Origin of the sequence: Pseudomonas putida, from assembly GCF_002906855.1 — a bacterium.
Lineage (GTDB): Bacteria > Pseudomonadota > Gammaproteobacteria > Pseudomonadales > Pseudomonadaceae > Aquipseudomonas > Aquipseudomonas putida_N.
Genome location: NZ_MINI01000038.1, coordinates 1,596,116 through 1,609,356 on the forward strand (window position 1 = coordinate 1,596,116; position 13,241 = coordinate 1,609,356).

Below are 13,241 nucleotides of genomic sequence, written 5' to 3' on the forward strand. Positions count from 1 at the left end.
CGCTTCCAGGGCCCACTGAACACCCGGAAGCCACAAAGAAAGCGACCTTAGGGTCGCTTTTTTTGTTTCTGCTCTTACTGGCTGCGCTCTTCTTCGCGCAACGTCAGCACCTCGACCCCATCCTCGGTCACCGCTAACGTGTGCTCCCACTGTGCCGACAGGCAGTGGTCCCGGGTAATCACCGTCCAGCCATCCTTCAGCGTCCGCGTCCCGCGCCCGCCCTGGTTGATCATCGGTTCGATGGTGAACACCATCCCTGGCTGCAACTTCATGCCCATGCCGCGCTGGCCGAAATGCAGCACTTCGGGCCCTTCATGCATCTGCTGGCCGATGCCATGGCCGCAGTACTCGCGTACCACGCTGTAGCCGGCCGTTTCGGCATGGGCCTGGATGGCATGGCCGATGTCACCCAGCGTCGCCCCGGGGCGTACCTGTTCGATGCCTTTCCACAGCGCATCGTAGGTGGTGTCGACCAATCGCCGGGCGTCTTCGCTGATTGCTCCGATGCTGTACATCTTTGACGAGTCGGCAATGTAGCCGCCCTGTTCGAGGGTAATGTCGACGTTGATGATCGAGCCTTCCTTCAGCACTTCATCGACCTTGGGGATGCCGTGGCAAACTACATGGTCCACCGAAGTATTGAGCGAGTAGGGGAAGCCGTACTGGCCCTTGCTGGCCGGGCGGGCCTTGAGGGTATCGACGATGAAGGCCTCGGCGCGGTCGTTGATCTGCATCGTAGTCACGCCGGGGCGGATGAAGCTGTCGAGTTCGGCGAACACCTGGGCCAACAGCCGGCCGGCGTTGCGCATCAGTTCGAGTTGGGCGGGGGTCTTGAGGATCACCTTGGACATGGAATGCGGGCTGTAGCTCTTGCTGGAAATTGCCCCAGCATAGCGCCATGGGTCAATCGCTTGCCACCGTATGGTGCGATGCCTGTGCCGGCCTCTTTGCGGGGCAAGCCCGCTCCTGCAGGATATCCGTGCGCTCGGAGCCTCTCGATTCCTGTAGGAGCGGGCTTGCCACGCGAAAGGGCCGGCACAGCTGGCCCACTAATTGCTGAATGACCACCATCCAGGGCTATCAACGTCGACAGCCCAAACAACTCACGACAAAGGCGCCGTGTTGCCCCGCTTGCCATGCAAGCCCGGGCAGCCGGCGCTTTTTTGCGTTCCTGAAAGGGGAGATCGCCCATGACCACCCGCGAAGTACGCAGCGTCTGCCCCTACTGTGGCGTCGGTTGCGGCATTGTCATGAGCGTTGCCGACGGTAAGGTCAGCAAGATCAGCGGCGACAAGCAGCACCCGAGCAACTTCGGCCGCCTGTGCACCAAAGGCCTCACCGCCCACCTGCCACTGACCGCCGCCGGGCGCATGGAGGACGCTTACGTGCGCCAGCAACGCAGTCAGCAGCCGGCGCGCAGCAGCATGGACCAGGCCATTGCCCAGGCCGGCCAGCGCTTGCGCGGCATCATCGACCAGCACGGCGCGGACGCCGTGGCGCTGTATGTGTCCGGGCAGATGTCGCTGGAAGCCCAGTACCTGGCCAACAAACTGGCCAAGGGCTTTATCCGCACCCGGCATATCGAGTCCAACTCGCGGCTGTGCATGGCCAGTGCCGGCAGTGGCTACAAGCTGTCACTGGGCGCCGACGGCCCGCCCGGCAGCTACCAGGATTTCGACCGCGCCGAGGTGTTTCTGGTGATCGGCGCAAACATGGCCGACTGCCACCCGATCCTGTTCCTGCGCCTGCTCGACCGGGTCAAGGTCGGCGCCAAGCTGATCGTCGTCGACCCACGGCGCACTGCCACGGCCGACAAAGCCGACCTGTTCCTGCAGGTGCGCCCCGGCAGTGACATGGCCTTGCTCAACGGCCTGCTGCACCTGCTGCAGCATAACGGCCACACCGACCCCGCGTTCATCGCCCGTCACACCGAAGGCTGGGACGAGCTGGCGGCCTTTCTCGACGATTACACCCCGGAGCGCGTGGCCGCCATTACCGGCCTGCGTGAAGCCGACATCCGCCAGGCAGCAGAATGGATCGGCACTGCCGGGGAGTGGATGAGCTGCTGGACCATGGGCCTCAACCAGAGCGTCCACGGTACCTGGCACAGCAACGCCCTGTGCAACCTGCACCTGGCCACCGGCGCTATCTGCCGTCCCGGCAGCGGGCCGTTTTCGCTGACCGGCCAGCCCAATGCCATGGGCGGCCGCGAGATGGGCTACATGGGCCCCGGCCTGCCGGGCCAGCGTTCAGCGCTGGTGGCGGCGGACCGCGCCTTCGTCGAGGAGCAATGGCGCCTGCAACCGGGCAGCCTGCGCAGCGAGGGCGGCGAGGGTACGATCGCGTTGTTCGAGCAGATGAAGGCGGGCGAGGTAAAAGCCTGCTGGGTGATCTGCAGCAACCCGGTGGCCAGCGTTGCCGACCGCCAACAAGTGATCGACGGCCTGCGCCAGGCCGATCTGGTGATCACCCAGGACGCCTTCCTCGACACCGAGACCAACCGCTACGCCGACATCCTCCTGCCTGCCGCGCTGTGGGCCGAAGGCGAGGGCGTGATGATCAATAGCGAACGCAACCTGACGCTGATGCCACCTGCGGTCCAGGCCCCGGGCCAGAGCCTGGCGGACTGGCAGATCATTGCCCGGGTCGCCTGCGCCATGGGCTTCACCGAGGCCTTCGATTACCCCAACGCCGAGGCGGTGTACGACGAGATTCGGCGTTTCTGGAACCCGGCGACCGGCTACGACCTGCGTGGCGTCGGTTATGAACAATTGCGCCACGGTCCACGGCAATGGCCCTGCGCGCCGGGTCGCGAAGATGACCGCAGCCCACTGCGTTATCTGAACGACGGCAGCAGCCAGCCACTGTTGCACGATGCCGAGGGCAATGCACCTGCCCTGGCATTCCCCACCACCAGCGGCAAGGCGCGCTTCTTCGCTCGGCCCTGGCTGCCAGCCCCCGAACTGCCAGACGCCGACTACCCGCTGGTGCTCAACACCGGCCGCGTGCAGCACCAGTGGCACACCCTGACCAAGACCGGCAAGGTTCCGGCGCTGAACAAGCTGGAGCCTGGGCCCTTCGTTGAAGTCCACCCTGATGATGCTGCCCGCCTGGGCATCGCCGACAAGGACCAGGTTGCCATCCGCTCACGTCGCGGTCAGGCCATATTGCCAGCGCGCATCAGCGATCGGGTCATGCCCGGCAACTGCTTTGCGCCGTTCCATTGGAATGACCTGATCGGCGAGCAGCTGGCGATCAATGCCGTCACCTGCGCTGCAGTCGACCCGCTGTCGCTGCAGCCGACGTTCAAACATTGCGCGGTGGCGCTGGAACGGGTTGCTGGCGAGCGCATCGATGCCCTCGAACTGAACACTGCCATCCCGGAGCTTGCCCGCATGCCGACCGCGTCCCTGTCCCGCCTGCTTGGCCTGGACACCCTGCCAGCTCCGGTGCTGGCGGATGACGAGCGTCATTACCTGCAGGGCTTCCTGCTCGGCCTCGACCAGGTGCGTGCCGAGGGCGTGCCCAGCCTGCCAGCCAGCGCGCCATTGGCTGCTTCGCGGCGGCTGTTCGTCGATGGTTTGCTGGCAGGTTTGTTTGCGCAACCAGCCGCCACCCCGGCCATCGCCGCGCCGCGCCACCAGGTGCTGTGGGCTTCGCAGACGGGCAATGGCGAGGCGCTTGCCGAGCGTTGCGCCGAGCGCCTGCGCAGCGCGGGTCTGGAGGTACAGGTCAGCTGCATGGAGGCGGTCAGCCCCAGCCAGTTGCAAGGCGCCGCCAGTGTGGTGCTGATCACCAGCACCTTCGGTGACGGTGACGCGCCTGACAGCGCCACGGCATTCTGGCAGGCGCTGCAGGGTGAGCAAGGCGCCTGCTGCGCGGAGCTGCCATACGCCGTGCTGGCCCTGGGTGACTCCAGTTACGACCAGTTCTGTGGCTTTGGCCGCAAGCTCGACCAGCGTCTGGCCGAACTGGGCGGGCGCCGCTTGCTGCAGCGAGTCGATTGTGAACCGGATTTTGACGAGGCATTCACCGGTTGGCTCGAAGCCTTGCTGCCCGTACTTGGCAGCACGGGGGCATCAGCACCCGTCAGTGCGCCATCGTCTGTCGCTCGTTACAGCAAGCAGCAGCCGTGGTCGGCCCCACTGCTTGCCAATCAACTGCTCAATGGCCCGGGTGCGCGCAAGGAAACCCGCCAGCTGGTGTTCGACCTTTCCGGCAGCGGCTTCAGCTATGCCGCCGGTGATGCCTTGGGCGTATGGCCGCGCAATTGCCCGACGCTGGTCGAGGAATTGCTGGCGCTGATGCACCTCGATGGCCAGGCGTCGGTGGAATTGAAAGGGCAGCCGGCGATGCCACTGGCCGAGGCCCTGGAAAGCCATCTGGAAATCGCCAAGGTTACCCCGCAGCAACTGCAGGTGTTCAGTACGCATGCCGCCGACCTGCAGCGCCTGCTGCAACCCGAGTGCAAGGCCGAACTGCAGGACTGGCTGTGGGGCCGGCAGTTGGTCGACGTGCTGCGGGCGTTCCCTCAGCAGTTGCCGCTGGCCACTTGGCTCGATCTGCTCAAGCCGCTGCAGCCGCGGCTGTATTCGATCAGCTCAAGTCCATTGGCTCATCCGGACCAGGTACACCTGACCGTCTCTACGGTGCGCTATGGCGAGCGCAAAGGCGTGTGCTCCACCTTCCTCGCCGATCGGGCGAAATCACTGAAGGTGGCGATCTTCCCGCAGGTATCGAAGCACTTTCGTCTGCCCGAGGACGACACGGTGGCAGTGATCATGGTCGGCCCCGGCACCGGTATCGCGCCGTTCCTTGCCTTCCTCGAAGAACGTGAGGCACAGGGTGCCAAAGGGGGTAACTGGCTGTTCTTCGGCGAACAGTATGCGGCCACGGATTTCTACTATCAGGAACAGCTTCAGGCCTGGCAGGCGAGCGGGCATCTGCGCCTGGACACGGCGTTCTCGCGGGACCAGGCCGAGAAGATCTATGTACAGCAGCGCATGGTCGAACAGGGGGCGCAGTTGTGGCAGTGGTTGGAGGCGGGGGCGTACTTCTATGTGTGTGGTGATGCGCAGCGCATGGCCAAGGATGTGGATGCGGCGTTGCGTGAGGTCATAGCCGTGCACGGAGGCGTGGATGCCGATGCCTATGTCGAAGCGTTGAGCAAGGCCAAGCGGTACCGGCGTGATGTGTATTGATGTGCTCCAGGATGGGGAGTGTTGCACTTTAAATGTGCGTTGGCAGTGCCGGCCCTTTCGCGGGACAAGCCCGCTCCTACAGGTAATTTGTAGGGCGGGCTTGTCCCGCGAAAGGGCCGGCACAGGAAAACACTATTGGCACGGTCTCTGCTTTACCTCTAGTACAACAAAGCCCACTGATCAACGGCGATCAACCTGGGCCACCCACCGTGATGAATACAGGCAAAGGCGCCTGGAGCTTCGGCTCCAGGCGCTTTTTTTTTGATCGAGGATCGGCTTATGAAGGCAACAGCGAGCGGGCAACGAGAGCGACTGGTCATCGTCGGCAACGGCATGGTCGGCCACCACTGCGTGGAGCAACTGGTCGAACGCGGTGCCCTTGAGCGCTTCGAGCTGCACGTGTTCGGTGAAGAGCGCCAGCGGGCCTACGACCGCGTTCACCTGTCGGAGTATTTTGCCGGCAGCTGTGCCGAGACCCTGGCCCTGTGTGGGCAGGACTACTACGGCAACAGCGGCGTGTACCTGCATCTGGGCGAAGCGGTGCTGGAGATCGACCGCGAACGCTGCGAGGTGGTGACTGCCGAGGGCCGCTACGGCTATGACCAGTTGGTCCTGGCCACGGGGTCCTACCCGTTCGTGCCTCCGATCGAAGGCTCCAGCGGCAACGCCCGCCTGGTCTACCGTACCCTCGACGACCTCGATGCCATTCGCGCTGCTGCCGGCCAGGCGCGCCGCGGCGTGGTAGTCGGTGGCGGCCTGCTCGGCCTGGAAGCCGCCAACGCATTGAAGTCCCTCGGCCTTGAGGCGCACGTGGTGGAATTCGCCCCGCGGCTGATGCCGGTGCAGCTGGACGGTGAAGGCGGCGCCGCGCTCAAGGCGCAGATCGAAGCGTTGGGCGTGGGCGTGCACCTGTCGCGTGCCACCCAGTCGATCTGCGCGGGTGAGGCCTACCGCTACCGCATGAATTTCGACGGCGGCGAACACCTGGAAACCGACCTGATCGTGTTCTCTGCCGGTATCCGCCCACAGGATGCCCTCGGCCGTGCCAGCGGCCTGGAGATCGCCGCACGCGGTGGCGTGGTGATCGACAACCACTGCCGCAGCAGCGACCCGCGCATCTTCGCCATCGGTGAATGCGCCTCGTGGAATGGCAGCGTGTTTGGCCTGGTCGCTCCGGGCTATAGCATGGCGCGCAACCTGGCTGCGTTGTTGACGGGCGAAGCCGCCAGCGCCTTCACCGGTGCCGACATGTCGACCAAACTCAAGCTGCTGGGCGTGGATGTCGGCTCCATCGGCGATGCCCACGGCGCCACGCCGGGTTCGCGCAGCTACCGCTTCATCGACGAGGCCAACAGCGCCTATCGCCGGCTGGTGGTGGATGCCAGCGGCAAGCACGTGCTCGGCGCGGTGCTGGTGGGCGACAACAGTTACTACGACACCCTGCTGCAGTACGCGCAGAACGGCATTGCCCTGCCGGCCGACCCGGCAGCGTTGATCCTGCCGCAGAGTGGCGGTGCGCCTGCGCTCGGCGCCGACGCGCTGCCCGACAGCGCGACCATCTGCTCGTGCCACAACGTCAGCAAGGGCGCGGTGTGCGCGGCCATCGACAGTGGCTGCGGCGACCTGGCTGCGGTCAAGGGCTGCACCAAGGCCGGCAGCGGCTGTGGCGGTTGCGCGGCGCTGCTCAAGCAGGTGTTCGAGCACGAGCTCACCGCCCGCGGCGTGACGGTCGACAAGAGCCTTTGCGAACACTTCGCCTACACCCGTCAGGAGCTCTACGGGCTGGTGCGGGTCGAGGGCATTCGCACCTTCAACGAATTGCTCGAACGCCACGGCAAGGGCCATGTCGGCTGCGACATCTGCAAGCCGGCGGTGGGCTCGATCCTCGCCTCGTGCTGGAACCAGCCGATCATGGACTCGGCGCTGGTGCCGCTGCAGGACACCAACGATACCTTCATGGCCAACATGCAGAAGAACGGCACCTACTCAGTGGTGCCGCGTATCCCGGGTGGCGAGATCACCCCTGACAAGCTGATCGTGATCGGTCAGGTGGCGAAAAAGTACGACCTCTACACCAAGATCACCGGCGGCCAGCGCATCGACCTGTTCGGCGCCCAGTTGCACGAGCTGCCGCTGATCTGGGGCGAGCTGATCGCAGCCGGCTTCGAGACCGGCCACGCCTATGGCAAGTCGACGCGCACGGTGAAGTCGTGCGTGGGCAGCACCTGGTGCCGCTACGGCGTGCAGGACAGTGTCGGCATGGCCCTGCGCCTGGAGGACCGCTACAAGGGCCTGCGCAGCCCGCACAAGCTCAAGTTTGCCGTATCCGGCTGCACTCGTGAGTGCGCCGAGGCGCAGAGCAAGGACATCGGCGTGATCGCCACCGACAAGGGCTGGAACCTGTACATCTGCGGTAACGGCGGGATGCGGCCGCGCCACGCCGAACTGTTCGCCACTGACCTGGACGACGAAACCCTGGTGCGTCTGATCGACCGTGTGCTGATGTTCTACATCCGCACGGCTGACAAGCTGCAGCGCACCTCGGTCTGGCGCGAAAGCCTGGAAGGCGGTCTGGACTATCTCAAGCAGGTGATCCTCGACGACAGCCTGGGCCTGGCGGCCGAGCTGGAGGCGCAAATGCAGCATGTGGTCGACCAGTATGAATGCGAATGGGCCAACGCCCTCAGCGACCCCGAGAAGCTCAAGCGCTTCCGCACCTTCGTCAACGACAAGCGCGCCGACCCGGACGTGCACTTTGTGCGCGAACGCGAACAACGCCGGCCGGCTGCACCGCTGCACCTGATCCCAAACGTCGAGGAGGCTGTCTGATGAACCTGTCCAATGCTGCTGTGAAAACCCAAGAGAACTGGCAGACGGTGTGCCAGGCCGATGACCTGGTGGCCGACTCCGGCGTGGTGGTGTGGCTCGACGGTGCACAGGTGGCGTTGTTCTACCTGCCGGGGCTGGAGCAGAGCCTGTATGCGGTGGACAACCGCGATCCGCGGTCGGGGGCCAACATTATCGGGCGTGGGCTGGTGGGTAGCTTGCAGGGGGAGCTGGTGGTGGCGGCGCCGTTGTACAAGCAGCACTTCAGCCTGCAGAGCGGGGCGTGCCTGGAGGATGCCGGGCAACGGCTGCGGGTGTGGCCGGTGCGGATGAAGGGTGGGGCGGTGGAGCTGGCGGTGGCGTGATAGACCGCTGGGGCTGCAGCGCAGCCCCGGATACACCGTAGCTGGCGATGCGGTAAGCTTGCCGGCATGAACCTCGACACCCGTATCAAGTACCGCCACCTGCTGTGTTTTCTGGAGATTGCCCGGCAGGGCAGCCTGGCCAGGGCGGCGGACATCCTGGCGATCAGCCAGCCGGCGATTTCCAAGACCCTCAAGGAGCTTGAGGACCTGCTCGAAGCACGCCTGTTCGAGCGCAGCCGCCAGGGTGTCGAGCTGACCCCGGCTGGCACGCGCTTCATGCGCTACGCCGGGCCCAGCGTTCAGGCGCTGCGTGATGGCGTCAGCAGCCTGCGTGGCGAAGCGCGGGCGCCGTCGCAGGTGCGCATTGGCGTGCTGTCGACTGTCGAGGGGCTGCTGATGCCCGAGGTACTGTGCCGCCTGCATCAGCGCCACGAGGCGCTGGTGATCAGCGTGGTGACCGGGATCAGTGCGCAGTTGCTCGGGCAACTGCGCCTGGGTGAGCTGGAGCTGGTAGTTGGGCGCATGACCGACAGCCCGCAGATCCAAGGGTTGTCGTTCGAGCACCTGTACAGCGAGTCAATGGCACTGGTGGTGCGCCCTGGCCATCCCTTGCTTTCCAGCGCACTGGTGGAGCGGCAGCGGGTAGGCCAGTATCCGTTGGTGCTGCCGCCACCGGGCACCACGATCCGCCAGCATGCTGACAGCCTGTTCGTGCAGTGCGGCATCCAGATGCCGGCGCAGCGTCTGGAGACCTTGTCGTTGGCATTGAGCCGTCGTTACCTGTTGGGTAGCGATGCGCTGTGGGTGGCGCCGCGTGATGCGGTGCTGCTGGATTTGCGCCGGGGTGAGCTGGCTGAACTGGATCTCGGAGTGCGTGAGCCGGGTGGTTCGGTGGGGATTTGCCGTAATGCGGCATTGCCGTTGAGCCTGCCGGGGCAGTGGGTTTGCGAGGTGCTGCGCGAGCTCGCTGAGCAGTATCGGGAGGGGCGGTATCCTTGAGGTGCATGCCGCAAGTTTTTCAGCGCCTGTGAGATCGAGCGCCGCCCGCGCGGCGCATCGCGAGCTTTGCTCGCTCCTACGTTTGTTTTTGGCCAGTAACGCCTGTGACAGGCGCGCGCGGCCGCCTTGTCTGTACGACGCGATATCGCGCCTGGCGCCAAGGCGTTCACGCGCAAATCCCCCAGGAATAACTGGCCCGAAACAAACGTAGGAGCGAGCGCAGCTCGTGATGCGCCGCGCGGGCGGCGCTCGATCTCACAGGCGCTGAAGATCTTGCGGCAGGCACTCAGAACCCCCCGAAATAAAAAGCCACAAAAACCAGGAAAACCCGGCACAAAGGGTCAATACTGGCCAATGGCTGTAAAGCTTCCATGAAGAAGCCTTTACCTACTGAACTTCCTTACGAAAACCCGCTCTTATGCCGGTAGCCATTGGTGATGGCCGCCTGATAAGCTCGCGGCTTTACCCTGATTGCCCTTATGGCGCATGAACAAGGAAATAGCATGAAACAGCATCGTCTGGCGGCTGCGGTTGCCCTGGTAGGCCTGGTACTGGCTGGCTGTGATCAACAAGCCAGCAGCCCCGAGCTGAAGACTCCGGCACAGAAAGCCTCCTACGGTATCGGCCTGAACATGGGCAAGAGCCTGGCTCAGGAAGGCATGGAAGACCTTGATTCGAAAGCGGTCGCCCTCGGCATCGAAGACGCTGTCGGCAAGAAGGAGCAACGCATCAAGGACGAAGAGCTGGTAGAAGCCTTCACCGCGCTGCAGAAGCGCGCCGAAGAGCGCCTGGCCAAGGCCAGCGAAGAAGCCGCCAGCGCCGGCAAGAAATTCCTCGAAGAAAACGCCAAGAAGCCTGGCGTGGTCACCACCGCCTCCGGCCTGCAGTACGAAGTCGTGAAGAAGGCCGACGGTCCGCAGCCGAAGCCGACCGACGTGGTCACCGTTCACTACGAAGGCAAGCTGATCGATGGCAAGGTGTTCGACAGCTCGGTCGAGCGCGGCAGCCCGATCGACCTGCCAGTCAGCGGTGTGATCCCGGGCTGGGTCGAAGGCCTGCAGCTGATGCACGTTGGCGAGAAGTACAAGCTGTTCATCCCGGCTGAGCTGGCCTACGGCGCCCAGAGCCCGAGCCCGCTGATCCCGGCCAACTCGGTTCTGGTGTTCGACCTGGAACTGATCGCCATCAAGGACCCTGCCCAGCTGCAGGGTGGCGAAGCGCCGGAAGCTGAAGCCCCGGCTGAAGCCCCGGCTGAAGCACCTGCCAAGTAATAACGGCTGGTACCTGCACAACGCCCCGTCCTGACGGGGCGTTGTCGTTTGTGGGGAATGATTCGGCGAACCTCATGCGGCTGCCATGGTCCGAGCAAGAGCAGTGTGAAGAAGCCGCAAGCGTCCTGACGCAAATCGTTTGCGGAACTGAAACGACTGTGTAAAAAACGCCCGATCTGACCGGGGCCCTTGCCTTGTGGGCGCCTGCCGTCACAAACTTCACCCTGTTCACAAGGTTATCCACAATAAATGTGGATAACCTTTCCCTGCTGGAGGCTCCATGAGCGCACCTTGGAATTTCGCCCGTTTCCTGCCCCTGGCCGAGCGCCTGCTCAGCCGCGGCCGGTTGCCGGCCTTGCTGTTCGCAGTGGCCCGCAAAGGCCCGCGCATCGGCCAGTTGCGCGACGACGTCAAACTGCTGCAGTCGCTGTGCCTGGCATGGTGGCGCGGTGAGTACCGTGCCATCAGCCCCAAGGCACTGGTGACTATCGTCGCCGGTTTGCTGTACTTCGTCAGCCCCATCGACGCCATCCCCGACTGGATTCTGGGCGTCGGTTTTCTCGATGACATCGCCGTACTCGGCTGGGTGTTGAAGACCGTGGCCGATGAGCTGGCGCGTTTCAAGGCCTGGCGCGACAGCCAGGCGCCTGAGCGCTTGCGGGTGGTCGAACGCCTTCCCGATACCCCCGAAGCGCTGCGCCTGGAGCGCAATACGCACTGAAATCGAGCAAGTCCCCACAGACTCCCGCGCTTGGTAATATAATTGGCATAAGCGTTATGCCTACGGATTACATGCGGTAATCCTTACGTAAGGGGGTTGTAATGGGTATTCAGGTCATTAGCCGGGACGGTCAGCCCGAGTACGCCGTCGTGCCCTGGGAGCAGTATCAGGCGCTGCTCAAGGCAGCCGGGCAGACACCCGCCGAGGTGGATGTCGAATCAGCGCAACAGAGTTCCCCGGCAGCCAGCCTGCCCGCGTTCAGTGAAGTGGCACAGCTGCGCCAGGCCAAAGGCATCGCCCCTGAGCAGTTGGCGCGTAATGTCGGGGTGAGCCCGGCTTACCTGGCCATGATCGAATCGGGCGAGCGCCAGCCGGATGCTGCGATCCGCCGTGCCCTGGCGTGGCACCTCGGGGTAGCCGGCTGGAGCGAACCCTCATGAGCCAGGTCAGGATCAGCCGACAGCATTGGCAAAACCTGCTGGACGAGCTTGACCTGGCCCGCCGTCAACGCCACCTGCTCACCTACCGTGCGCTGATAGAGCGGCTGCAGTTGCCCAGCCCGGCCATGCAGACCCTCACCGCTGCGCTTGAGTACCTGGCGGTGCTCGATGCTCGTGCCGAGCAGCCGCTGCGCAGTTCGCTGGTCATCAGCCAGGGGGCCAGTCGCTTGCCGCGCACCGGCTTTTTCGAATGCGTGGAGCGCCTGGGGCGCTTCTCTGGGCCGGTGGATGGCATGGAGGCGGCGTCCTGGCATGCTTCCGAGGTTGTCAGGGTGTTCGAGTACAGCTATCCAGAGCATGCCTGAACCCTATGGAAGGGCTGCACCGGCCTCTTCGCGGGTATACCCGCGAAGAGGCCAGCACAGGCAATGCATCTCGATGGATCACGCCGCAGGGGTTGCCATCGGCATCCATTACATCCAGTTCCTTCAAGTCACCATTGCGGCCAAACAGTTCCATGATCTGCCCAAGCGTGGCATTCAGCCCCACCGTCGGTTGTTCCACCAGAGCCACAGGCAGCACCTGCGCCAGTAGCTGCTGACTCTCCCGCACCCCCAACTCCTGCGGCCGCCCCAGCAGGTATCCCTGCACCAGGTCCACCCCCATCTCGGTCAATACCGCCAGCTCTTGCGCCAGCTCGATCCCTTCGGCAATCACCTGCGCCTTCGACGCCCGGGCTATCTGCAGGATGGAGCCGACGAACTCGCGCTTGAGCGGGTCGCGGTGGATGCCATCGATGAAGTGGCGGTCGATCTTCACGTACTCGGGACGCAGCTCCGACCACAAGCGCAGGCTCGAATAGCCCGCGCCTAGGTCGTCCAGGGCGATGGAAAAGCCCATGTCGCGATAGTGGTGCAAGGCATTGGACAGCAGCTGGAAATCGTCGGTAGGCGTGTGCTCGGTCAGTTCGATCACTACCCGGCTGGGTGCCAGCCCCACTTGCTCGAGCAGCTTGAGGGTGCGCCCGGAAGGGTAGTGCGGTTCCAGCAGCGATTCAGGTGAGATGTTGAGAAACAGCTTGCCGTCGAGCCTCTGCTCGCTGAAGCGTCGGCACGCACTTTCCCGGCACGCGGCCTCCAGTTCGGTCAGGTGACCGGCCTGACGGGCGATGGTGAACAGGTTCAATGGAGAATGCAGCGGGCTGTTGGACGGGCCGCGGCTTAAAGCTTCATGGCCGAAGACACGCCGTTCGCTGAGGCAGATGATCGGTTGGAACAGGCTGTGAATGCTGCGCTGAGCCAGAATTGCGCTCAAGGCAGTGAGCTGTTCGGCGACGGTCATGGTGAATTCCTGAAGATGAAGAGGCCAGGCGCATGCCCCCCGGCCGATGTATTTCACGACAGTGCAGTGACCATTTG

General features: G+C 64.2%; 10 protein-coding genes. 8 read left to right on the top strand and 2 right to left on the bottom strand.

Features of this window, described 5'->3' with window-relative positions:
• Positions 1 to 74: 74 nt before the first annotated feature.
• Positions 75 to 923, bottom strand: coding sequence for a type I methionyl aminopeptidase (gene map, locus BGP85_RS20055; RefSeq protein WP_103449542.1), 849 nt, complete (start codon positions 921 to 923; stop codon positions 75 to 77).
• A gap of 267 nt (positions 924 to 1,190) precedes the next feature.
• On the opposite strand from map, the gene BGP85_RS20060 reads away from it, so the two are divergent.
• The 8 genes from BGP85_RS20060 (at position 1,191) to BGP85_RS20095 (ending at position 12,188) form a co-directional block, all read left to right on the top strand.
• Positions 1,191 to 5,201 carry a bifunctional nitrate reductase/sulfite reductase flavoprotein subunit alpha gene (locus BGP85_RS20060; RefSeq protein ID WP_103449543.1) on the top strand — a complete coding sequence of 1,337 codons (4,011 nt, stop codon included), beginning with the start codon at positions 1,191 to 1,193 and terminating at the stop codon, positions 5,199 to 5,201.
• Positions 5,202 to 5,480: 279 nt separating this feature from the next.
• Complete coding sequence (gene nirB, locus BGP85_RS20065; protein WP_103449544.1) at positions 5,481 to 8,030, top strand: nitrite reductase large subunit NirB; 2,550 nt, start codon at positions 5,481 to 5,483, stop codon at positions 8,028 to 8,030.
• A complete protein-coding gene (gene nirD / locus BGP85_RS20070; protein WP_103449545.1) occupies positions 8,030 to 8,392 on the top strand; it encodes a nitrite reductase small subunit NirD in 363 nt (120 codons plus the stop codon). The genes nirB and nirD overlap by 1 nt, the downstream gene beginning before the upstream one ends.
• Positions 8,393 to 8,458: 66 nt before the next feature.
• Positions 8,459 to 9,391: a pca operon transcription factor PcaQ gene (pcaQ, locus tag BGP85_RS20075; RefSeq protein ID WP_103449546.1), complete on the top strand. Its 933-nt coding sequence runs from the start codon at positions 8,459 to 8,461 to the stop codon at positions 9,389 to 9,391.
• Between the two features lie 503 nt (positions 9,392 to 9,894).
• Complete coding sequence (locus tag BGP85_RS20080; RefSeq protein ID WP_103449547.1) at positions 9,895 to 10,662, top strand: FKBP-type peptidyl-prolyl cis-trans isomerase; 768 nt, start codon at positions 9,895 to 9,897, stop codon at positions 10,660 to 10,662.
• A 280-nt stretch (positions 10,663 to 10,942) separates the two neighbouring features.
• A complete protein-coding gene (locus BGP85_RS20085) occupies positions 10,943 to 11,383 on the top strand; it encodes a YkvA family protein (protein WP_054886433.1) in 441 nt (146 codons plus the stop codon).
• 101 nt (positions 11,384 to 11,484) lie between these two features.
• Positions 11,485 to 11,823 carry a helix-turn-helix domain-containing protein gene (locus BGP85_RS20090; RefSeq protein WP_103449548.1) on the top strand — a complete coding sequence of 113 codons (339 nt, stop codon included), beginning with the start codon at positions 11,485 to 11,487 and terminating at the stop codon, positions 11,821 to 11,823.
• Entirely contained in the window at positions 11,820 to 12,188 is a 369-nt protein-coding gene (locus BGP85_RS20095) for a hypothetical protein (protein ID WP_060509068.1), read from the top strand. Before BGP85_RS20090 ends, BGP85_RS20095 begins: the two co-directional genes overlap by 4 nt.
• Here BGP85_RS20095 and BGP85_RS20100 read toward each other — a convergent pair.
• Positions 12,151 to 13,164 carry an EAL domain-containing protein gene (locus BGP85_RS20100; protein WP_103449549.1) on the bottom strand — a complete coding sequence of 338 codons (1,014 nt, stop codon included), beginning with the start codon at positions 13,162 to 13,164 and terminating at the stop codon, positions 12,151 to 12,153. The genes BGP85_RS20095 and BGP85_RS20100 overlap by 38 nt on opposite strands.
• Between the last annotated feature and the right edge of the window lie 77 nt (positions 13,165 to 13,241).